The sequence below is a fragment of the Stutzerimonas sp. VN223-3 genome (genome assembly GCF_045999685.1).
GTDB lineage: Bacteria > Pseudomonadota > Gammaproteobacteria > Pseudomonadales > Pseudomonadaceae > Stutzerimonas > Stutzerimonas stutzeri_AR.
The window spans coordinates 819,800-841,023 of record NZ_RBEC01000003.1; the positions used below are offsets into that span (position 1 = coordinate 819,800).

The following is a 21,224-nucleotide window of genomic DNA, read 5'->3' on the forward strand; positions in this document are numbered from 1 at the left end:
CGACGAGCACGGCTTCAAGGGCTGGAGGCAGCTACAGGCTATCGACCGCGAGCAAGAGTTGCACCCGATCGTGGCTGAGAGTTCTTGCCGCCTGTAGTTTGCCGCTTGAAGCCTTCCCCAGAAGAACTGTATAAATAGCCAGTCATCTACGCGGGAGCCCTGCCATGCTGGTTCATCTGTCTGTTCATAACTACGCCATCGTCGAGCACCTCGACCTTGAGCTGAAGCGCGGCATGAGCGTGATCAGTGGCGAAACCGGCGCCGGCAAGTCGATCATGCTCGACGCACTCGGATTGACCCTTGGCGACCGCGCCGACAGCAGCGTGGTGCGCATCGGCGCGGATAAGGCCGACATTCTTGCCAGCTTCGATCTGGACGACATTCCCGACGCGCGGGCCTGGCTGGTGGAGCGCGACCTGGATAGCGACGGCCCATGCATTCTCCGCCGAGTAATTACTGCCGAAGGTCGCTCGCGCGGCTATATCAACGGCACGCCCTGTCCTCAGGGGGACCTTAAGGCGCTCGGTGAATTGCTGATCGATATTCACAGCCAGCACGAACACCAGTCGCTACTAAAGCTCGATACCCATCGACGTCTGCTCGACGAATATAGCGGCAGCCAAGACTTGGCGCGCCAGGTTCAGTTGGCTGCACAACGCTGGCGCCAGACCCGGCAGACCTTAGAGCGCCTGAGTAACAGCAGCGATGAGCAGCGCGCTCGCCATCAATTGCTGAGCTATCAGCTGGAAGAACTGGAAACCCTCGCCCTTGGTGAGGACGAGCTGGAACATCTGGAGCAGGAGCACAAGAACCTTGCCAACGCCGAGCACCTGCTCGGCGCCTGCCGCCAAGTGATCGACCTATGCAGCGAGAGCGATGCGGGAAACGTATTGTCAGCGCTGACATCGAGTCTGCAACGCCTCACCGCATTTCAGAATCAACCGGGTGCACTCGGCGAAGCAGTCAACCTGCTCTCCAGCGCACAGATCCAAGTGGAAGAAGCGGTCGGCGAGCTGAACCGATTCCTTGACCATTTCGATTCCGATCCGCAGCGCCAGCAGGCGCTGGAAGAACGGCTGGATAGCATCTATACCTTGGCGCGCAAGCACCGGGTGCAACCGCTGGAACTATCAGCCTTACAACAACGGTTGTTCGAGGAGATGGAAAGCCTGAACGCCAATGATGACGCGCTGGAGCAACTCGGCGAAGAGCTTGCTGCATATGAGCGACATTATCGGGAAAAGGCTGGAGAGCTGAGCGCTACCCGCCAACAAGCCGCAGAAACACTGGCGAGAGCGGTCGAAGCGGAGATTCAGCGATTGGGCATGCCGGGCGGCAAGTTTAACGTCGTGCTGAAGCCCAGCACAGAAGGCGACCTTATGCCACACGGACTGGAACAGGTGGAGTTTCTCGTCAGCGCCAACCCAGGGCAGCCACTTCGACCACTGGCTAAGGTCGCCTCTGGTGGCGAACTGTCGCGCATCAGCCTTGCAATCCAGGTAATCACCGCTCAGACCTCGCGGATCCCAACACTGGTGTTCGACGAAGTGGACGTCGGCATTGGTGGCCCCACCGCCGAAGTGGTCGGTCAGTTGTTGCGCCGTCTGGGCGAGCGCGGACAAGTACTTACCGTTACTCACCTACCGCAAGTTGCGGCGCAAGGGCACCATCACCTATTCGTGCACAAGGCTCGCGGCAGCGACGAGACCCACACCGCTGTGGCAACGCTGGAAGATGGAGAACGAGTCGAGGAGATCGCGAGAATGCTTGGCGGAGTTGACTTGACCGAACAGGCGCTGGCCCACGCCCGACAGATGATCGGCTCAGTCCAGGCCTCTTAGCGGAAATGAAAAAGGCGACCCGCGGATCGCCTTTATTTTTTCTGCACCGACGCTCACTCAGCCTTTTTGCGCACGTAGAGCACCAGATTGTGATCGACCAGCTCATAACCGTGGCGCTTGACGATTTCTTTCTGCAGCTTTTCGATCTCGGAATCGAAAAACTCGATGACATCGCCACTGTCGACACAGACCATATGGTCGTGATGGCCACTGTCAGCAAGCTCGAACACCGCATGACCACCATCGAAATTATGCCGAACCACGAGGCCGGCGGCCTCGAATTGGGTCAACACTCGGTAGACAGTTGCCAGACCGACATCCTCGCCGGCCTCCATCAGCGCCTTGTAGACGTCTTCAGCGCTCATATGGCGCCGGTCAGTGGTATCCAGCATCTGCAGGATTTTGACCCGAGGGAGGGTCACTTTGAGGCCAGCTTTGCGTAGTTCGCTATTTTCAACCATGGTTGGCTTTCTCGCTGCTGCTGTTTCGCAGCCTCCTTCAATACGGGTATGATCCGGGTCTTTGCCCAGCCAAGATAGTGGAAGTCACCTACCGATGCAAAACACCAAGCTCATGCTGTCCAGTCTCACGCTTGTGGGCCTGTTCGCACTCGCCGGTTGTTCATTCCCCGGGGTTTACAAGGTCGACATTCAACAGGGCAATGTCGTTACACAGGACATGATAGACCAGTTACGCCCCGGAATGACCCGCTCGCAAGTACGGTTTATCATGGGCAACCCGCTGATCACCGACACCTTTCATGCCGACCGCTGGGATTACCTGTACAGCATCCAGCCGGGTGGCAGTCAGCGCCAGCAGGAAGGCGTAAGCCTCGTATTCAACGCCAACGACCAATTGGCAGGCCTGGCCGGCGACTTCAAGCCGGGCGTCAGCCGCGACGAGGCCATCCTCGGCACTGATCAGCCGGCCACCGAAACACCGGTTCGCACCGAGCCAGAGGCTACCGAACCCGGCTCACTGCTCGAGCAGATTCAGCGTGACGTCGACGCTGCCGAGCCGGTCCCGGTGCCAACTCCGGACAGTTTGGAAACAAACTGAGCGCGAGATAAAAGAAAGCCCGGCACCCCGGGCTTTCTCGCTTTCTGTTACCACAACCCTAAGCAGCCGATCCGCCGCGCGAATCGCCAGCCTTGTTCTGCGCCGCCTTCGCCGCGCGCTGCTTACGCACTTCCTTCGGATCGGCGATCAGCGGCCTATAGATTTCCACCCGCTCACCCTCTTCAAGCACACGTTCGTCCGGCTTGGGTACCGCCTTACCGAAAACACCAAGCGGTGCGGTTGCCAAATCAAGTCCCGGAAAGAAACCGTCCATTCCTGAAAGGACCGCAGCCTGACGCACCGTTGTGTCTTGAGGGACTGTCAGGCGCAGCAGCTTCTGCTTATCGGCAAGCGCGTAGACCACCTCAATCGCGATGATCGGCTTATCCATAGAGCTGTTTCGCCCGATCACAGAACGCATCGACCAACGTATTAGCGGCCTGATTGAACAGCGGACCAAGAGTAGCCCGGACCAACGGACCGGCGTAATCGAAGGTTAGGTCAAGGCTGATCTTGCAGGCCTTCTCACCCAGCGCTTTGAACTCCCAGATGCCATGCAGATGACTGAATGGCCCCTCTTCGAGAGTCATCTCGATGCGTTTACCGGCCTGCAACTCGTTACACGTGAGGAAACGCTGACTAATGCCGGCTTTCGCTACCGTCATGCTTGCTTGCATCTGAGTCTCGCTGCTGGACAGCACCTCGGTAGCGGAACACCAAGGCAGAAACTGCGGATAGCTGGCTACGTCATTGACCATGTCGAACAGCGCGTGCGCCGGATACGGCAGTAGCGCCGAGCGTTGAATATGCGTCGTCATGCAGACCTTCTTCGTCATTCGACGGTCAGAGACCGCCACAGCAAGCGGCGACGAGCGATCACCGAGAGCAAGAGCCATACGCAGGTTCCGCCGCACCGGGCCTGAACGCGCGCAAAGAGCATATTGTCTGGGATAAGCGCGCCCCTCTCAAGTTTCATACCATCGTAGCGTGCTGGTTATCGCCAGCCGCAGCGGGACTCCCTATAATGCGCAGCCTATGGCCAAACAGAAGAAACAGTCCCCCGGGACCATCGCGCTAAACAAGAAAGCGCTACACGATTACTTCATCGAACAGAAATTCGAGGCGGGTCTCGTTCTGGCCGGCTGGGAAGTAAAGAGTCTGCGTGCCGGCAAGGCGCAACTCGTCGATAGCTACGTTCTGCTGAAGGATGGCGAAGCCTGGCTCATGGGCTGTCATATCACACCACTCACCGCAGCCAGCACTCACGTCATCGCCGACCCCACCCGCACCCGCAAATTGCTGTTGAACAAGCGCGAGCTGGGCAAGCTGTTCGGCGCGGTGCAGCAAAAGGGCTACGCCTGTGTTGCCCTGTCGATTTACTGGAAAAAGCACCTGATCAAGTGTGACATCGCCTTAGGCAAAGGCAAGAAAGAGTTCGACAAGCGCCACACGGAGAAAGAGCGCGACTCCGACCGGGAAATCCAGCGCGCTATGCGCACCAAAGGCAAGGAAGACTGACCGGATCAGCTCTAGCAAGGAAGCGTCTTTCTCGCCCGTGCTGCTTCAGCAACTCAGCTTCCAGCCTTCCTCGGCCCCATCGCCTTAGCCCTCAGTGGGCTTCTCAGCCCTACCCTGTCGTCGCTGCGCTCGCGCTAGCCGCTGCGCTTCCTGTTGCCCTTCGGCAAGCACTTCCTGCACGTAGCTGATATGACGATGGGTCACTTCGCGCGCCTCGTTGGCCCGACGAGCGATAATCGCGTCGTAAAGTTCCTGATGCTGCTGCATGAGCATGTTGCGAGTCTCCTTGCGCAGCGCGTACATGCCACCGATGTTGGTCACCACGTTGCGCTTGAGCAGATCGAACAGGCCCCGAATCGTATGCAATAGCACAGCGTTGTGACTGGCCTCGGCGATAGCCAGATGAAAGCGCGCATCGGCTGCGCCCTCCTCGGCTCGAGTCACCATGCCGTCACGCAGATAGCAGTCCTGCAGCACTGCGAATGCCTCGCCGAGCCGCTGCTGATCGACCTCCGTAGCCCGTAGCGCGGCGTAATAGGCGCAACTGCCTTCCAACGTATGACGGAATTCCAGCAGATCGCGCTGTGCGTCCGCGTTGTTCTCCAACAAATGGAGCAGCGGATCGCTGAAGGTAGAACCCAGGGATTCGGCAACGAAATTGCCGCCGCCATGGCGGCTGATCAACAGCCCCTTCGCCGCGAGCTTTTGAATGGCCTCCCGCAAGGAAGGACGGGATACGCCAAACTGCTCGGCCAGCACTCGTTCCGCTGGCAGGCGCTCCCCAGCCTTGAGCGTGCCCTCGAGAATCATGGTTTCGAGCTGTTCCACGATGTTATCGGCCAGCCTCCGCTGACGCACCATTCCCACTTCCATGACTTCCTCGATTGGTTTGACCACTGAACGAATGCCAGCGTAGTCAGGCATTCCATGCGCCGCAACAACGGTTCGGTGCGACCAAAGTATATAGCTTGCTAATTGACGCAAGGGCGACCGAACTCTTACGCTGGCCGAGCTCTATGGATAATTGGTATTACCAATTTACAAGTTCAGAGTATTAACAAAAAGAGGACTAATTAATGCGGTCTCCAGATTTTCGCTCGTTACAGGCCCAGCCGGGCCTCATCCGCTCCACGCGACGTTGGGAGCCGGAACATGTCTAACGGACTGCTCGCCCTATTCGCCTTTACTCCAATTCTGCTCGCTGCCGTACTATTGATCGGCCTGCGCTGGCCCGCCAGCCGCGCCATGCCAGTGGTGTTTCTGTTCACCGCCGCCATCGGCCTGTTCGTCTGGGACATGAGTTTTACCCGGATCATCGCCTCCAGCCTGCAGGGCCTGGTCATCACCCTCGGCCTACTGTGGATCATTTTCGGCGCAATCCTGCTGTTGAATACTCTCAAGCATTCGGGGGGGATCACTGCCATTCGTGCAGGCTTCACCACCATCAGCCCCGACCGCCGAATCCAGGCGATTATCATCGCCTGGTTGTTCGGTTGCTTTATCGAGGGCGCTTCCGGCTTCGGCACTCCGGCCGCCATCGCCGCGCCGCTGCTGGTCGCGGTTGGCTTTCCGGCCATGGCCGCCGTACTAATGGGAATGTTGGTACAGAGCACACCGGTGTCTTTCGGTGCGGTAGGCACACCTATCGTAGTGGGTGTCAACAGCGGACTGGATACCGCCACGCTCGGTGCTCAGCTGGTCGTTCAAGGCGCGAGCTGGCAAGCCTTCCTGCAGCAGATCACCAGCAGTGTGGCAATCACCCACGCCATCGTTGGCACCGTAATGCCGTTGATCATGGCGATGATGCTGACGCGCTTCTTCGGCAAGGAAAAAAGCTGGAAGGCTGGCTTCGAGGTCCTGCCCTTCGCAATCTTCGCCGGCCTGGCCTTTACCCTGCCCTACGTAGCCACGGGAGTGCTGCTCGGCCCAGAATTCCCCTCGCTGCTCGGCGGCCTGATCGGCTTGGCTATCGTCACCACCGCTGCTCGCTTCAACTTTCTGGTACCGAAGACCACCTGGGACTTCGCTGATGCTAAAGACTGGCCGGCCGCATGGGTGGGCACCGTCGAGATGAAGCTGGACGACCTGGCCGCACGACCAATGAGTGCCTTTCGCGCCTGGCTGCCCTACGTGCTAGTGGGTGCGATTCTGGTTATCAGTCGGGTCTTCCCAGAGGTGACCGCAGCATTGAAGTCGGTCTCCATGGCCTTCGCCAACATCCTCGGCGAGAGCGGTGTCAGCGCCAGTATCGAGCCGCTGTATCTGCCAGGCGGCATTCTTGTCGCAGTCGTACTGATGACCTTCTTCATGCATGGCATGCGCGCCGCCGAGCTGAAAGCCGCAGTCAAGGAATCCAGCGGCGTGCTGCTTAGTGCAGGCTTCGTCCTGCTGTTCACCGTGCCGATGGTGCGCATCTTGATCAATTCCGGCGTTAACGCCAGCGATTTGCCAAGCATGCCGATCGCCATGGCGCGCTATGTTGCCGACAGCGTCGGTGGCATTTACCCGTTGCTCGCCCCTTCCGTGGGTGCACTGGGTGCGTTCATCGCCGGATCGAACACCGTCAGCAATATGATGTTCAGCCAGTTCCAATTCAGCGTCGCTCATTCGCTGGGTATTTCCGGCGCAATGATCGTAGCCGTCCAGGCTGTCGGCGCGGCCGCGGGCAACATGATCGCGATCCATAACGTGGTCGCCGCGTCCGCCACCGTCGGCCTTTTGGGTCGCGAGGGGGTCACCCTGCGCAAGACCGTTTGGCCTACGCTTTATTACGTACTGTTCACAGGAGTGATCGGCATGGTGGCAATCTACCTGATGGGTGTGACGGACCCGCTGGTCGGCACCTGACTCCATGTATGGCCTTTGCCCCGAAATGTTCGGGGTAAAGACGTTTGATCCTCGCCCGTATCATCGCGCATCCCAAATCACGCGTTGATAGGGTAAAGCCAACCGATAACGATTCCTTCGTCGAAGACGGGGAGCACCTCGAGACTACCTCGTTTTTAACCGGTGAGAACAACGATGATCATCTCCGCCTCTACGGATTACCGCGCCGCAGCAAAACGCAAACTCCCGCCGTTTCTGTTCCACTATGTCGACGGCGGCGCCTATGCCGAATACACACTGCGTCGCAATGTCGACGATTTGGCCAGCCTCGCCCTGCGCCAGCGCGTCCTGCGCAACATGTCGGAACTCAGCCTGGAGACCCAGCTGTTCGGCGAGACCCTGTCAATGCCGGTCGCGTTGGCCCCTGTCGGCCTAACCGGCATGCTTGCTCGCCGAGGCGAAGTCCAGGCTGCCCGCGCCGCCGACAAGAAAGGTATTCCATTTACACTGTCCACCGTATCGGTCTGCCCGATCGAGGAAGTGGCCCCGGCGATCAAGCGGCCGATGTGGTTCCAGCTTTATGTGCTGAAGGACCGAGGTTTCATGAAGAATGCCCTGGAACGTGCCAAGGCAGCAGGCGTCACCACGCTGGTCTTCACCGTGGACATGCCCACCCCAGGCGCCCGCTACCGCGATGCACATTCGGGCATGAGCGGCCCGAACGCCAACATTCGCCGCATGCTTCAGTCCATGACCCACCCGTTCTGGGCCTGGGATGTGGGCCTGCACGGCAAACCGCACGATCTGGGCAATATTTCCACTTACCGCGGCCATCCGACCGGGCTGGAGGATTACATCGGCTGGCTCGCGGCAAACTTCGATCCTTCGATTTCCTGGAAGGATCTGGAATGGATCCGCGAATTCTGGGACGGCCCGATGGTAATCAAGGGAATCCTCGATGCCGAAGACGCCCGCGACGCCGTCACCTTTGGCGCCGACGGCATCATCGTCTCCAACCACGGCGGCCGTCAGCTCGACGGCGTTCTGTCCAGCGCTCGCGCAATGCCAGCTATTGCCGATGCGGTTAAAGGTGATCTGAAGATTCTCGCTGACTCCGGCATTCGCAGCGGCCTGGACGTGGTGCGGATGATCGCCCTAGGCGCGGATACTGTGCTGCTCGGCCGGGCTTTCGCCTATGCACTGGCGGCCGACGGCGAGGCCGGTGTCACCAACCTGCTGAATCTGATCGACAAGGAAATGCGCGTGGCGATGGTGCTGACCGGCGCCAAGGCCATCAGCGAAATCACCACCGATTCGCTAGTTCGCGAACTTGGACAGTACCAGACGACCAAACACGTCGAATAAGCCTACAAGGCCGCGCGATCCCCGCCGCGGCCCGCTTCATTTCCTGGAGCCTATATGAACGCGCCTGCCGCTCTGCCGAACGACTTTCTCGCTGCCGTCGAACGGTTGATTCCGGCGGAACGGCGCTTCGACGACCCGCTATCCACGCTGGCGTTCGGCACCGACGCTAGCTTCTACCGGTTGATTCCGAAACTGGTGGTGCGCGTCGAATCCGAAGCCGAAGTGGTGGGATTGCTGCAACTGGCCCACGCCCAAAACGTACCGGTGACCTTTCGTGCCGCCGGCACCAGTCTCTCTGGCCAAGCGATTTCCGACTCCGTGCTGATCGTACTCGGGGATAACTGGAACGGCCGAGAAATCCGCAACGATGGAGCGCAGATCCGCCTTCAGCCGGGCGTGATCGGCGCCAACGCCAATGCCGTGCTAGCACCTTTCCAGCGCAAGATCGGACCCGATCCGGCATCAATCAACGCAGCGAAGATCGGCGGCATCGTCGCCAACAACTCCAGCGGCATGTGTTGTGGCACCTCGCAAAACAGCTACAAGACCCTGGCCGGTCTGCGCCTTGTGCTGGCCGATGGCACCGTCGTCGACAGTGAAGATGCCGCCAGCGTTACGACCTTTCGCCAAAGCCATGGCGCCTTGCTCGAACAGCTCGCCGAGCTTGGCCGCACCACTCGCGCCAATACCGAACTGGCTGCGAAGATTCGCCATAAGTACCGCCTGAAGAACACCACCGGCTTTTCGCTCAATGCGCTGATCGACTATGACGAGCCGCTCGACATCCTCAACCATTTGATGGTTGGCTCCGAAGGCACGCTCGGCTTCATCAGCGCGGTGACCTACGACACCGTGCCGGATCATCCGCACAAGGCCAGCGCGCTCGTTGTCTTTCCCGACGTGGAAACCTGCTGCCTGGCCGTGCCGGTACTCAAACAGCAGCCGGTTTCCGCGGTGGAACTGCTCGACCGCCGCAGCCTGCGCTCGGTTGAGAACAAGGCCGGCATGCCCGAGTGGGTCAAGGCGCTGTCGCCCAACGCGTGCGCCTTGCTGATCGAGTCGCGTGCCGCCAGCCACTCGTTGCTGCATGAGCAGATCAACCTGATCATGAATTCCATTGCTCATTTCCCGGTGGAGAAACAGGTCGACTTTAGCGAAGACCCGCTGGTCTACGACCAGCTCTGGAAGATTCGCAAGGACACTTTTCCGGCCGTGGGCGCGGTGCGTCAGACTGGCACCACCGTGATCATCGAAGACGTCACCTTTCCTATCGAGCGTCTAGCCGAGGGTGTCAATCGTCTGATTCAGCTGTTCGACAAGCACGCCTACAACGAGGCGATCCTGTTCGGCCACGCACTGGAAGGGAATCTGCACTTCGTTTTCACCCAGGGCTTCGATGAACCGCAGCAAGTGGCGCGCTACGAAGCTTTCATGCAGGACGTCACGCAGCTGGTTGCTGTGGAGTTCGGCGGCGCGCTCAAAGCCGAGCATGGCACCGGCCGCAATATGGCGCCCTTCGTCGAGCTGGAATGGGGGCGCGACGCCTATCAGCTGATGTGGAAGATCAAGCGCCTGCTCGACCCCCAGGGCATCCTCAATCCGGACGTGGTGCTCAGTGAGGATCCGCAGATCCACCTCAAGCACCTCAAACCGATGCCGGCTGCCGATGAGATCGTTGACAAGTGCATCGAATGCGGCTTCTGCGAACCAGTCTGCCCGTCTAGCGGACTGACTTTGACGCCACGCCAACGCATCGTTGTCTGGCGCGATATCCAGGCACGCAAGCGGGCGGGTATCGATACCACCGAGATCGAACGCCTCTATCACTACCACGGCGTCGAGACCTGCGCCGCCACCGGCCTGTGCGCCCAGCGCTGCCCGGTGGGCATCAATACCGGCGATCTGGTACGCAAGCTGCGTGGCAAGGAAGCGACCAAGACCGGTACTGCCAACTGGCTGGCCGATCATTTCAGCACAGCCGTCCAAGGCACCCGCTTCATGCTGCACGTGGCCAACGGCGCGCATCTGATGATGGGCACGCGTCTGTTGAGCAAGACGTCCAAAGCATTCAGCAAGGCCAGCAAGGGGCGCGTACCGCAGTGGACGCCGGCCATGCCGCAGCCGCTGCAGCGCCTTCATCTACCTAAGCCGACAACGCGGGACGAACGACCGCGTGTGGTCTATCTGGCCGCTTGTGTGTCCCGCGCCATGGGACCGGCCGCACGCGATCAGGAACAAGAGTCATTGCTCGACGCCACTCGCACGCTGCTTGAGAAGGGTGGCTATCAGGTCGTATTTCCCGATGATCTGAACACCCTCTGCTGCGGTCAGCCATTCGCTTCCAAAGGTTATGCCGAACAGGCCGAGCACAAGCGGCAGGAACTCCTGGATGCTCTGCTCAAGGCCAGCCGTGGCGGGCTCGACCCGATCTACTGCGACACTAGCCCCTGCACACTGCGACTAGTTCAAGGGCTGGCTGAAGAGCGCCTACAGATCTTCGATCCGGTGCGCTTCATTCGCACGCATTTGCTCAACAGGCTGGACTTCGAGCCGCAACAGGCACCCATCGCCGTGCATGTCACATGCAGCACACAACATCTTGGCGAAGCACAGGCCCTGATCGATATCGCCCGCCGCTGCGCCAGCGACGTTGTGGTACCAGAGGGCATGCATTGCTGCGGTTTCGCCGGCGATAAGGGCTTCACTACGCCAGAGCTCAACGCTTACTCGTTGCGTAACTTGAAAGATGCCGTGCGGGACTGCAGCGAAGGCATCTCTACCAGCCGCACCTGCGAGATCGGCCTGTCGCAACACGGCGGCATCGACTACCACGGACTGATTTATCTGGTGAACCGCAACAGCCGGGCCAGAGCCGCTGACACCTCTGTTTAAGCAGGCTCGTAGCGATGCTGGACACAAAAGATGAAACGCTCGAGCGAAGCCGTAGTCGGAAGATATGAGCCCGGTATTGAAAGAGGCTCGACTCGCCTCGGCGCCGCCGCGCAATTGCACAATCAGGCAGGCCCGCCGGGAAGTTAACTCCCTGGAGGATGCTCATGAAAAAATTTGCCCTACTTGCTGCTGCAGCTCTGATCGCCAGTCCCGCTGCATTTGCTGCCGATAAAGACCTCTGCCAGCTCAATATGCAGGAAATCGACGACAATATGGCCACCAGCCAGGCGACCCTCGGCGAGCCTGCTCTTAGCGAAGTTGAGGATTTGGTCAAACAGGCGCGCCAGGCTCAGCAATCTGGCGATACCGAAGCCTGCATCGCACATTCCACCAAGGCACTACAGGAACTAGAAGGCCCCGGCAGCTCCGGCAGCTCCAGCACTAGCGGCACCGGCAACTGAGCCAGGACAGGCAAGGTCACCGCTTGTTGGCCTTGCCGATTTCTGTTCCGTTCTGAAAGCCGACAAAGCTTCCCAACTGACCAATGAAGCGTTCGACGAGCCAGAGGTTCTGGCGTACACTGCGCCAGTACATGAGGCCGCAACACGCTTCATGGGGCCGATTAGGATTCGACGCCGGTAACAAAACTCTAGGTGCATGCCGAGTTGGTAACAGAACTCGTAAATCCACTGTTGCAAACTTATAGTTGCCAACGACGACAACTACGAAGGGTACGCGCTAGCCGCCTAACCTTCATCTGGTCGCTTCGGCGCCAGCGGTCACTAGGGGATGCCTGTAAACCCGAAATGACTGTCAGATAGAACAGGATCGCCGCCAAGTTCGCTGCAGACGTAACGGCTAAAACTCATGCAGCTCGCTCCAAGCACCCTGCCAATCGGGCGGCGCGGAGTTAATTCAATAGATTTGGCTACGCATGTAGTACCGACAGTGGAGAGCTGGCGGACGGGGGTTCAAATCCCCCCGGCTCCACCACTTTAAGCGCAGAGCCCCGTACTCCGGGGCTTTGTGCTGTCTGAGCCTGCCGTTTTCGGCAGGTGTGACATTGAGCAGTCACATCCAAGTGAGGCATCTGCAGGTGCCTAGGATGAAATTCGCCCCCACCTACCTCACCAGGAACCGCCACGGAACCTTCTACTTCCGCATGGTAATTCCCGCTACGCTGCGCCCATTAGTCAACGGCAAAAGAGAGATTCGGCGCTCGCTGAAAACTGATAGCGAAAGGCTGGCGCTCAAACGCGCCCGACAGCATGCTGTGCGCTTCGATTCGATCTTCGACAGAGCTTCGCGCATGACAGAGCACAACAACTACGAACCCAGCCAGGAAGACTTCGACGTTTTCGAGGAGCTCTGCGGTAGAACGAGCAACGGCGCTGGCCTGTGGTCCAGCGCTGCGAGCCAACCGCAAGCGATAAAGCAACCGCTGTCTGACTCGGAGATCGAAGAGCGCCAGCGCCGCCATTGCATCGCTGAGCTGCTGACAGGACGGCACGACCGCCCTATCCCTAACGCGCAAAAAACACTGGCGCAGCAGTTGCTGGAACTTTCCCGACCCTATCAGCCAACCGAGCTGCGAACCGCCCTGCCTAAGCTCCGGGATGCACTCGCTCTGCGCGACATCGCCCCCGCTGCCGCGATAGCCGCATCAGCGCCAACCCCAGCAAGCGGCCTGAAGCCCGAGGCAAGCGAATGGACGCTGTATCAGGTATGGGAAGAAGAACTACGCCAAGAGCATGAACTGAAAGACACTAAGAGCGGCGGGCCAGTCAACAACGAAGGAACCCGGAAGGATTACGACCGGAAAGCCCGCTGCGCCACCATCCTGACCAATCACAAGCCTGTCGGCTCCCTCACTAAAGACGACTGGCGGCAAGCCTACCGAAACGCGTGCAAGCTAAAGCGCGGCGCAACCGCCTCAGTTGAAGCTGGCAGGCTGACCGCACTGGAAGAGCTTAAGACCAGTGACCGAGAAGAGTTGACGTATACGGAAACCATGAATGGCTTGATCACCGCGCTCAAACGGCAGCATAGATTTTCCCGTGAGAATGACCTAACTAGTCTCCCGGTGGACGCCATCAGCTATACGAAGTTAGAGCGCCGACCCGATGAAGAAACTGAGTCAGCCAAGCCATTTACAGATGATGATTTAAACAAAATCTTTGGTGGATATACATATAAAGGCAAGTTACCCCCTAGGTTACGAGTGGTTTATCCCTTTCACTATTGGCTACCGTTGCTTGGTTATTTCACCGGGGCCAGGGCAAATGAACTGGCTCAACTTGACGTTGACGACATATCACTGCAACTTCTAAATAGCGAGCGGGGGAAAAGCAAAGAGTTAGTCTGGTGTATTAGTTTCCGCGAAGACCCACCGGGTACTTCCGAACGTAAACGCATCAAGACTGGAGAAGATCGAATCGTCCCATTACATCCTCGAATACTTGAATTAGGATTTTTGGCGTACGTTGACGAACAGCGTAGGTCTGGCCAGAAAAAATTATACGGCGATGGGCTCAGCTATGCCGAGCCAGAAGAGGGAGCCGAAAACAATAAAGAGGGTTGGCTGAAAAACGCTGGCCGCCACTTCAACTCAATCCCTAGCAGTGGCGAGAAAAAACTAGGCTACTTCTGGCGTGTAGGCGTTCATACAGAAGCTGAGGATGGAAAGACCTTGTACTCTTTCCGCAAGACTCTAACCACCGCTCTGAATGATGCTATTCGAGATGGCAAAAGTATTGCCGAAAGAACAATACAAACTATTATCGGGCACGCACCTAGCATCGTGATGCACAAGCACTACGATCAGCCGGCCACCCCACGACAAATGCTTACCGCGATTGAGCACATGCCCATTCCCCAAGCCATACGTGACTTACAAGGATACAACACTGACTTTGCTCTTCGCCTTGGGGAAAAGCTCGATGGAAGCATTAAAGGTTGGCGAAATGGTAAGGGACGGGCATCAAAGGCCAGAAAGAGAATTGTTTAGTTAACTTAGCTATGAGGATTTGCCAAGATGGCTCCCAGGGAGTCATCTCCGCTTAACCTGACCGGCTTTCTTTTTTTCGAAGAAGTCCTTCGCTTCTCCTTCATCGATAAAGTCAAACAGATAGCTCTGCGCCGCTGCCAAGCTCTCGTGCTGCTTACTGCCTGTTACTCCATTGATCCGCAGCTTATAGGCACCCTTATCAACCACCACAACGACGTGAAACCCCTTGTACGTAGCTCTTTGCCCGCCGGAGTCCGGACGCCATCTTTCGGGGCTCATAAAGCGCTTAAACCGCCCCATCCGCTTCTTCGCCTCGCTAGCCTCTTTTGTCCCAGTCAAGCTATCGCAGCAATCGGTTCCCACCCCCATTTGCTCCCAGTGCATGTGCTGGACATAGTGAACGTAGCGAATTGCGGTATCGCAAAGTTCACAATTACCGACTAGTTCCCCCAGGTCATCTTCGCCAACGTACTCCCACCCAGTATCCGGCATTATCTCGCCATGCTCGCGAGCGTGGCACCCTCGGCACAGAGTTTCGCAATCAAGCGTATCGTACTCCCAAGGCTTCCTACCGCTGATGTAACGTTTATGGTGGACTTGTAATACCACCCCATCTAACCTTGAGCGGCTACAGACAACACACTCCCCACCATCGAGAGCTATTACCCGCTCCCTGAACGCTGCCCATTTTTTATCAGCGTAAAGATTTGCCATCTCAGCTCTCAGCCCCCAGTCCTTGGCCTTGCATGTAGCCGGGCCGAAACCTAGCAAGCTTTACCTTATCAGATGTCTATACCCATCTGAGAGACGCCAAGCTCTCGCATCGGGACTATCAAAAAACCTGTAGACGCAGGGCAATTGATCGAACTATCATTTGACAATCAACTATATAGTTACTTGAGAACGTCCACCGTGAAAGCCCGCCTGTACCTGAGAGCATCGACGAAGGAACAAGACAGCCACCGCGCAGAGCAAATCTTGCGAGAGTTTGCGGCTGACCGAGGCATGACCATTGCCGCCATCTACGCCGAGAACATCAGCGGCACGAAGTTGGAGCGCCCGGAGCTGATTCGCCTGCTCGACGAAGCTGAGCCGGCTGATGTGCTGCTATGCGAAAGCGTGGACAGGCTGTCCCGCTTGTCTCAGGACGAATGGAAACAGCTTCGCAGCATGATCGAATGCAAGGGACTCAGGTTAGTAGTGGTAGACCTTCCGACCACGCACCAGCTAGCCAACAGCGACGACATCGCTAGCCAGGTTCTGAGGGTTATCAACGATATGCTTCTTGACCTGATGGCAACCATGGCCCGACTCGACCAACAGAAACGAGTCGAGCGGATCAAACAAGGGCTTGAGCGCCGCAAGGAGCGTGGCGAGATGATTAAAACCCGTGGCAAGTCGAAATCATGGGTTACAGCCCAAGAGATGTTGTTGAAGTTCCCGGACGCCTCTGCTGAGGAGATAGCAAGACTTGCAAAGTGCGGCGTGGCGACTGTTTATCGAGCCAAGGCCGAACTCCCAAAATCCTTACACATATAAGCAAGCCAAAGTCAAGCACAACTCTAGACACAAGACGCCAAACGCAATAGAATATTGGCGCTGAATTAAACAGCGCCTTAACCATGAACCACAAACACTTGGAGGACGCCCTATCGGGAAGAATTTTTCACATCGTTGCTAAGGGGTAACGAATGCAATACATAGAGACAACTTCTAAGCAGTTCATGCAATCCGACAATGGCAGCTATTCGCGCCTTGCCGATCTACTCAACAAACTTGCTCCCCGCTCTGACGGTTCCCGTTGGACAAGAAATTCCGCTTACCACTTCTGCCGAACCCATGGCATTAAATCGAGTCGACGATGCCGCAATCAGCCAACTGCCGGTTGCACTCAACGCGCTAAAACTCGCCAAGCCATCATCACCGCAACTCTCGACGCACTCACAGCCGATGGAAAAACCATCTTCGATATAGCTCCGGTAGAGCTGAAAACAATCGTTAGGCTGTCAGGCGCGCCGATGTACAACGTGCGCAACAACTGGCACGAGCTAGCGAATGAACTCAATGCGCTGGCAAACCTGCCACCGTCCCTGCTTATCGTTGAAGAGTAAGCGGAATGAGCACGAAGACCACGCCGGACATCGAAGCCCAAGCCGTCATACTTCGCGAAGCGGGTTATTCCTGCCCGGCCATCGCTGAAAAGCTCGACCTATCCCTATCTACCACTAAGCGCATTCTGAAGCGCCGCAGCGCTGTTGCTGGTGCTGCAACCGAAATTCTTGTCGAGCAAGCACGTCAAGGCATGCTCAACACCGCCTTCGATCTGGACGCGGTACAACAGCACGCCGCCGCGCTGGTGCTGGACGATCTCGCATTTTCCCGCATGATCCGGGGGAAGGTAGTAGAAGCTATGGAAGCGCTGGACCCCAGCACCAGCACGCCTTATCAGATGATGCGAACAGTGGTGGCAGCAGCCACAGCGCTTGATCTTACGCAGAAGGTGGCGCGACGCGCCCTGCCGCTTGATCGCTTGGCAGAAGCCACACACGTTGAAGAGCTGTCCGAGCTTCGCATTCGAATCATGACCGACGATGACGTCCGGGAGATTCGAGAGCAGCAGCGCCGCGAAGCAGCCGAGCGCATCTCTGGCAACTCACTGCTGACCGAAGAAGACACCGGGGTAGTGGAGCTGGTGCAGAACTGAAGACCACAAAGAGCCGACACCGGGCCGAACCTGATACGGCAGGCCTGGTTGTCGAACCCTTAGAAAAGTAATGTCGACCCGACCCCATAGCGATCTCTGCGCACGACCAGATTTTGAAAATCTGGCAGAGGAACGGGCGATGACAGCGAGCATGGACAATGCGCGAGACGATAGCCACGACATTGAGCCCGGAGGAGCGCGAAGCGCTTTTTGACGAGCTAGAAGCGACGCTTTATCACAGCCACTCGCTAACCGTCCGAGAGCATGCCGACGAGACAAGCAGCCTTACTGAAGCCGAGGACGACCGACTTCATAAGACCCCCGAGGAGCTAGAGCAAGAGCTTGATCGTATGTGCGACGAGCTTCTGGCCGAGCATCACCACTCGCTAGTAAGACAGCTGCCGAATTCGCAGAGCGAGCAATCATCGCAAGCTAATGCTCAAGTCGGACCACCTAGCGAAGATGTTCCGTACGAAAGACCAAGTGAACGAGGCCTCATAGAAGTGCTATTTGGCGGCTTCGTGGAGAGTGAGCCGGTAGACGAAGAGCTAGAGAAAGATCTGGCGGCGTTGGATAGCTTACTAGATGAAGCTCACGCTCGAACGGAAGCGCACCCGGAAATAGCGAAGCTCGGCGCGCACGAAGAGAACGAGCACAGCTTTTTGCCAGTGAACGCTTCTAGACCAGCAGAGTGGGGAGCCTTTTCATCCGCCGAAACAGGCGAAGGACAGCGTCCACTAGCAAAAAAACCTTCTGAGCCGGCATTGGCCATTTCTGGAGCAGATGCAAAAAACAGCAGGCGACGCGCCAGCTACGTAAAGCTCTCAACCGCCCATAAGGCGGGGCTTCTAGCGAACTTCCAAAGCATGCGAGAGCAGAACGTAGTAGCTATTAGCAACCTAGACCCAGACCTTGATCATGAGCAGATAGCTCAGATTGAAGCAAGAATCAGTTTCATCGTTAAAGTGGCGCAGTCATACGCAGGGAAAGGCCCCGGTCAGCTGGCTGACTGGTCGAAGCATGTGCCGGCAGACACCAAACAATTCTTCCGGCTGCTCTGGCTGGCACGCCAACCTAATGCGGTCGCCGTGACCATTCGGCTAGGTCATCCCACAGCGAAAAAGGCGCTCGCTGCGAAGCGAGGCCCGGCCAACCACATTGCGGAAGTCATCCAGCGGACACTGGCAAAACTGGGGATAAGCACTGATCTTGGTTTCAACCTTGAATACACACACGGCGCCAGCGCCGAGAACCACCCACTTCACCTGCACGGGATTGTATGCATCCCGGCTGACCGCCTCGAAGCGGTAAGGCTGGCGCTCAAGTCAGCACTTGCCAAGGAATATCGGCAACGCTTCGACAATCTTGCCGTTCACATCGAAGCAATCACAAACCACCGTTGGTGGGCTGGCTACTGCATCAAGGAGCACCAGCTAACCGCCGATATCCTCAAGAAAGTTAGGGGGAGGAGCACTGTGCCGGACTATGCCTGTACCTCAACGAGAAATGGCGGCAGAGCGCTCCACCAAGGCCTAGAAGAGCTTTTGAGCGGTGAGAGCTAACTACCCAGCGCTCGCGCTTTCCGTTTTGCTGTACGCGCTCTCGCGAGCGCATGCAAGGCAAAGATCGAGGCGTAGGCGGGTTACTCGCAGCTGCCGGTTGTAGCTCGGCGCAGATAGCGCAACGACGCAGGCTTTGACTGCGCGCTATGCATCCTCAAAAGGGTTTTATCATCGCCCATGGCTGTGCCAGTAACGAAATCAGCCTTGACGGGGCCGTGATTCCAGGGCGAGTAGATATAGTAAATATGGAAGCTGCGATCGTCCGAATCAAACTCGCCGCTTGAGCTGTATGAACTCGCACATGGCACCGGATTTCGTAGCGCCTTGTAAAGCTGCTTTGAAGCATGTTGACTTCAACCACTTTGAATGGCGCCCGCTGCTCAACGGGAGTGATTGAGCACCCCGACAACACCATCGCCACAACTGCAAGACCAACTGTATTTCTCAGCTTCATACGCCCTCCGATGGCGAAACTGCGGCGCGCTATTGAACACACCGCTAGGTTGTCGCTTAAACAGCCTTATTGAAGTAATGCTCCACTTGGCTAGTTAAAGCGGTATTTCTTTCGTCTGGATTGTGCAGTTATTTGAGGCCTTAAACCATGGGTTGTCAGAAGCACAAAAACCCATTGGCGACGTAACTCTTTCGCCAATATTCCACGTAACTTCTGGGTTGCGCTCACGGATGTCACCCGCTTCCACAAGACCCGAGCAGATTTTATTAGACGTTAAAACTGCGCCTTTCCCACCCATAGAAGGGTAAGAGTAATTTTTCGCATCATAGCTGCGAACAACTTCCATCACGATACATGCGCCGTCCTTCTTAGCGCCTGTATTAGTGAATTCACAACTTACCGCTCCGCCTAGATTTGCCGAACAGTTACTTTCAATCGCCGCCTCGGCATTCCCCCAATAACCTACGCCGATCATAACCGGCGCAACCACGGTTAGTACTAGCCCCCTAAAGCTCATCGCGACTCCTTTTTGTGATTCAGACAGCTCCGGCTACATCCGCCAATAGCCGTACGCTAATCATAGTATGTAGAACCATGGTATGCACCTAGCGAGAGTGGCCGCATGCCACTCAAACCCGAACTCTCACCGCTGGTCAACGTATTCGCCGCGAACGTGCGAAGCATGCGCCTTCACCTTGGCCTATCGCAGGAAGCGCTGGCAGAGCGAGCTGGCGTGCATCGCACATACATCGGCATGCTTGAGCGGAGTGAGAAGAACGTGACGATCTACAACATCGAGCGCATTGCGATGGCGCTAAGGGTTGAGCCAGCTTCGCTTTTAGTCCGCCATGAGACTTCATGAGGGCGTGAAGTCAGCCGTACGGAATGCCGTACCGGACGCGAGTTCAAATCCCCACTTGCGACGTTTTAGACTGCAGCGTAGATTCCGCTTGAACCATCAACCACGCCCACGAAGGTGTGACATCGCAGCGTAAGCGCTGCGGCTCAAGCGTACGGACCAGCGGCTTGCAGTGGGGGAACGGAGACGCGGTTGACCATCCCCCCGGCTCCACCAAATACACAAAAAAGGGCGTCCACGGACGTCCTTTTTTGTGCCCTGAAATTGAGAAAATACAGGTCTTTCAGCGCCGCCGACATCCATGGTGTCCATCAGCATCTATGCGTTAGTCCACCTCTAGACCTGGAAAAGCTCGCGAGTTTTCCAGCTGGGCAGCAAGCCAACAGCCCTGCCCGTCCTTCATCACGATGAGCTCGTCTACTGAATCATGAGATTCTGTAGGTTATCATTCGCTTATTAGTGGGAGTCGCTCAAACTTTTTCAAATAGCCCTGCAATGCGCGGAGTATAGCGAGAACGGCGCGCTCAGCATCGCGGCATTCGGCTTGGACGGGCAGCGCAGACATTTACCCTAGCGCTCGCACGGAGCGACGCGGTGAACAGCTTGAGCGGCGCGCCATTGATGAACGCAAGGATCTCTTCACCGCACGGTGCTCGTCCACAAGGAAGGCAGTCGCGGCGGTGATCCCAGGACTTTCTGATTGTTTGGGCATCGATGAACAGACCTGCAGGTACGCCGCCTCGTCGTCAGAACGCGTTCTGGTTTGAAGCCGTGTATGACCCAGGCCATGCTTATGGTGCCGATACGGAAAAGGTCAAATTACCGCGTGGTCGGCTCCATCTGTCGAGGTCATCAGCTCGATGGCCAGACGGCTCCCGTGCGCGCATTGACATTGCTCGCCCACTCCTGCACTAGTGTACTCACTGCAGATTGGCCATCCCACGGCCTCGCGACTTTTCCATGATTGATGGTAAAACAACTCGGCCTTGTACAGTCCGTTAGTGGTCTCGGCCAAGGGCTCGATACCAGCCTCCGCCAGTCTCGATGTAGCGAATCGAGAGACTCACACCCAGGACGGCTCCAAGCTCTTCACCGGAATGAAAGCGGCCATCAGCGAGCAGCTGCAGTAAATCGTTC

19 protein-coding genes, 1 other RNA gene and 1 pseudogene are annotated in these 21,224 nt (G+C 57.3%); 14 read left to right on the forward strand and 7 right to left on the reverse strand.

Going from position 1 to position 21,224, the window contains the following annotated elements:
• The first annotated feature begins 164 nt into the window (after positions 1-164).
• A complete protein-coding gene (gene recN / locus D7241_RS19725; RefSeq protein WP_408102924.1) occupies positions 165-1,841 on the forward strand; it encodes a DNA repair protein RecN in 1,677 nt (558 codons plus the stop codon).
• Positions 1,842-1,894: 53 nt separating this feature from the next.
• On the opposite strand, the gene fur is transcribed toward recN, so the two are convergent.
• Positions 1,895-2,302, reverse strand: coding sequence for a ferric iron uptake transcriptional regulator (gene fur / locus D7241_RS19730; RefSeq protein ID WP_255981111.1), 408 nt, complete (start codon positions 2,300-2,302; stop codon positions 1,895-1,897).
• 94 nt (positions 2,303-2,396) lie between these two features.
• On the opposite strand from fur, the gene D7241_RS19735 reads away from it, so the two are divergent.
• Positions 2,397-2,900 (forward strand): outer membrane protein assembly factor BamE, encoded by a 504-nt coding sequence (locus tag D7241_RS19735; protein ID WP_408102925.1) that lies wholly within the window; start codon positions 2,397-2,399, stop codon positions 2,898-2,900.
• Between the two features lie 58 nt (positions 2,901-2,958).
• On the opposite strand, the gene D7241_RS19740 is transcribed toward D7241_RS19735, so the two are convergent.
• A complete protein-coding gene (locus D7241_RS19740; RefSeq protein WP_408102926.1) occupies positions 2,959-3,291 on the reverse strand; it encodes an RnfH family protein in 333 nt (110 codons plus the stop codon).
• Positions 3,284-3,718, reverse strand: a complete 435-nt coding sequence (locus D7241_RS19745) for a type II toxin-antitoxin system RatA family toxin (RefSeq protein ID WP_255981628.1) — start codon at positions 3,716-3,718, stop codon at positions 3,284-3,286. The genes D7241_RS19740 and D7241_RS19745 overlap by 8 nt, the downstream gene beginning before the upstream one ends.
• A gap of 217 nt (positions 3,719-3,935) precedes the next feature.
• Here D7241_RS19745 and smpB point away from each other — a divergent pair, with 217 nt between their 5' ends.
• On the forward strand, positions 3,936-4,418 hold the full coding sequence (gene smpB, locus D7241_RS19750; protein WP_255981108.1) for an SsrA-binding protein SmpB: 483 nt from the start codon (positions 3,936-3,938) through the stop codon (positions 4,416-4,418).
• Between the two features lie 84 nt (positions 4,419-4,502).
• Here the strand turns inward: smpB and D7241_RS19755 are convergent, their stop codons facing one another.
• Positions 4,503-5,291, reverse strand: a complete 789-nt coding sequence (locus D7241_RS19755) for a GntR family transcriptional regulator (RefSeq protein ID WP_408102967.1) — start codon at positions 5,289-5,291, stop codon at positions 4,503-4,505.
• A gap of 279 nt (positions 5,292-5,570) precedes the next feature.
• Here D7241_RS19755 and D7241_RS19760 point away from each other — a divergent pair, with 279 nt between their 5' ends.
• The 6 genes from D7241_RS19760 (at position 5,571) to D7241_RS19785 (ending at position 14,508) form a co-directional block, all read left to right on the forward strand.
• A complete protein-coding gene (locus tag D7241_RS19760; RefSeq protein WP_408102927.1) occupies positions 5,571-7,265 on the forward strand; it encodes an L-lactate permease in 1,695 nt (564 codons plus the stop codon).
• A gap of 174 nt (positions 7,266-7,439) precedes the next feature.
• Entirely contained in the window at positions 7,440-8,609 is a 1,170-nt protein-coding gene (lldD, locus tag D7241_RS19765; protein ID WP_408102928.1) for an FMN-dependent L-lactate dehydrogenase LldD, read from the forward strand.
• A gap of 54 nt (positions 8,610-8,663) precedes the next feature.
• The gene (locus D7241_RS19770; RefSeq protein ID WP_408102929.1) at positions 8,664-11,501 is read left to right on the forward strand and encodes an FAD-binding and (Fe-S)-binding domain-containing protein; all 2,838 of its coding nucleotides are present in this window, start codon (positions 8,664-8,666) and stop codon (positions 11,499-11,501) included.
• 164 nt (positions 11,502-11,665) lie between these two features.
• The gene (locus D7241_RS19775) at positions 11,666-11,962 is read left to right on the forward strand and encodes a hypothetical protein (RefSeq protein WP_408102930.1); all 297 of its coding nucleotides are present in this window, start codon (positions 11,666-11,668) and stop codon (positions 11,960-11,962) included.
• Positions 11,963-12,115: 153 nt separating this feature from the next.
• Positions 12,116-12,494: a transfer-messenger RNA gene (gene ssrA / locus D7241_RS19780) on the forward strand.
• Between the two features lie 112 nt (positions 12,495-12,606).
• Complete coding sequence (locus D7241_RS19785; RefSeq protein ID WP_408102931.1) at positions 12,607-14,508, forward strand: DUF6538 domain-containing protein; 1,902 nt, start codon at positions 12,607-12,609, stop codon at positions 14,506-14,508.
• Positions 14,509-14,550: 42 nt separating this feature from the next.
• Here the strand turns inward: D7241_RS19785 and D7241_RS19790 are convergent, their stop codons facing one another.
• Positions 14,551-15,222 (reverse strand): HNH endonuclease, encoded by a 672-nt coding sequence (locus D7241_RS19790; RefSeq protein WP_408102932.1) that lies wholly within the window; start codon positions 15,220-15,222, stop codon positions 14,551-14,553.
• A gap of 198 nt (positions 15,223-15,420) precedes the next feature.
• Between D7241_RS19790 and D7241_RS19795 the strand changes: the two genes are divergently transcribed.
• The 4 genes from D7241_RS19795 (at position 15,421) to D7241_RS19810 (ending at position 18,774) form a co-directional block, all read left to right on the forward strand.
• Positions 15,421-16,047 (forward strand): recombinase family protein, encoded by a 627-nt coding sequence (locus D7241_RS19795; RefSeq protein ID WP_408102933.1) that lies wholly within the window; start codon positions 15,421-15,423, stop codon positions 16,045-16,047.
• Between the two features lie 152 nt (positions 16,048-16,199).
• On the forward strand, positions 16,200-16,619 hold the full coding sequence (locus D7241_RS19800) for a hypothetical protein (protein WP_408102934.1): 420 nt from the start codon (positions 16,200-16,202) through the stop codon (positions 16,617-16,619).
• Between the two features lie 5 nt (positions 16,620-16,624).
• Entirely contained in the window at positions 16,625-17,212 is a 588-nt protein-coding gene (locus D7241_RS19805) for a helix-turn-helix domain-containing protein (RefSeq protein ID WP_408102935.1), read from the forward strand.
• 158 nt (positions 17,213-17,370) lie between these two features.
• Positions 17,371-18,774: a hypothetical protein gene (locus D7241_RS19810; protein WP_408102936.1), complete on the forward strand. Its 1,404-nt coding sequence runs from the start codon at positions 17,371-17,373 to the stop codon at positions 18,772-18,774.
• Between the two features lie 548 nt (positions 18,775-19,322).
• On the opposite strand, the gene D7241_RS19815 is transcribed toward D7241_RS19810, so the two are convergent.
• Positions 19,323-19,745 (reverse strand): hypothetical protein, encoded by a 423-nt coding sequence (locus D7241_RS19815; RefSeq protein ID WP_408102937.1) that lies wholly within the window; start codon positions 19,743-19,745, stop codon positions 19,323-19,325.
• A gap of 105 nt (positions 19,746-19,850) precedes the next feature.
• Here D7241_RS19815 and D7241_RS19820 point away from each other — a divergent pair, with 105 nt between their 5' ends.
• Positions 19,851-20,090 carry a helix-turn-helix domain-containing protein gene (locus D7241_RS19820; RefSeq protein WP_408102938.1) on the forward strand — a complete coding sequence of 80 codons (240 nt, stop codon included), beginning with the start codon at positions 19,851-19,853 and terminating at the stop codon, positions 20,088-20,090.
• A 1,052-nt stretch (positions 20,091-21,142) separates the two neighbouring features.
• Here the strand turns inward: D7241_RS19820 and D7241_RS19825 are convergent.
• Positions 21,143-21,214: pseudogene (locus tag D7241_RS19825) on the reverse strand (hypothetical protein); the annotation flags it as partial.
• Positions 21,215-21,224 lie beyond the last annotated feature (10 nt).

Coding starts and splice junctions, on each gene's coding strand:
- D7241_RS19785 (WP_408102931.1), top strand. CDS start 12,607: ATGAAATTCGCCCCCACCTACCTCACCAGGAACCGCCACGGAACCTTC.
- fur (WP_255981111.1), bottom strand. CDS start 2,302: ATGGTTGAAAATAGCGAACTACGCAAAGCTGGCCTCAAAGTGACCCTC.
- D7241_RS19755 (WP_408102967.1), bottom strand. CDS start 5,291: ATGGAAGTGGGAATGGTGCGTCAGCGGAGGCTGGCCGATAACATCGTG.
- smpB (WP_255981108.1), top strand. CDS start 3,936: ATGGCCAAACAGAAGAAACAGTCCCCCGGGACCATCGCGCTAAACAAG.
- D7241_RS19820 (WP_408102938.1), top strand. CDS start 19,851: ATGCCACTCAAACCCGAACTCTCACCGCTGGTCAACGTATTCGCCGCG.
- D7241_RS19800 (WP_408102934.1), top strand. CDS start 16,200: ATGCAATACATAGAGACAACTTCTAAGCAGTTCATGCAATCCGACAAT.
- D7241_RS19735 (WP_408102925.1), top strand. CDS start 2,397: ATGCAAAACACCAAGCTCATGCTGTCCAGTCTCACGCTTGTGGGCCTG.
- D7241_RS19770 (WP_408102929.1), top strand. CDS start 8,664: ATGAACGCGCCTGCCGCTCTGCCGAACGACTTTCTCGCTGCCGTCGAA.
- D7241_RS19745 (WP_255981628.1), bottom strand. CDS start 3,718: ATGACGACGCATATTCAACGCTCGGCGCTACTGCCGTATCCGGCGCAC.
- D7241_RS19805 (WP_408102935.1), top strand. CDS start 16,625: ATGAGCACGAAGACCACGCCGGACATCGAAGCCCAAGCCGTCATACTT.
- D7241_RS19815 (WP_408102937.1), bottom strand. CDS start 19,745: ATGAGCTTTAGGGGGCTAGTACTAACCGTGGTTGCGCCGGTTATGATC.
- D7241_RS19810 (WP_408102936.1), top strand. CDS start 17,371: ATGCGCGAGACGATAGCCACGACATTGAGCCCGGAGGAGCGCGAAGCG.
- D7241_RS19740 (WP_408102926.1), bottom strand. CDS start 3,291: ATGGATAAGCCGATCATCGCGATTGAGGTGGTCTACGCGCTTGCCGAT.
- D7241_RS19790 (WP_408102932.1), bottom strand. CDS start 15,222: ATGGCAAATCTTTACGCTGATAAAAAATGGGCAGCGTTCAGGGAGCGG.
- D7241_RS19760 (WP_408102927.1), top strand. CDS start 5,571: ATGTCTAACGGACTGCTCGCCCTATTCGCCTTTACTCCAATTCTGCTC.
- lldD (WP_408102928.1), top strand. CDS start 7,440: ATGATCATCTCCGCCTCTACGGATTACCGCGCCGCAGCAAAACGCAAA.
- D7241_RS19775 (WP_408102930.1), top strand. CDS start 11,666: ATGAAAAAATTTGCCCTACTTGCTGCTGCAGCTCTGATCGCCAGTCCC.
- recN (WP_408102924.1), top strand. CDS start 165: ATGCTGGTTCATCTGTCTGTTCATAACTACGCCATCGTCGAGCACCTC.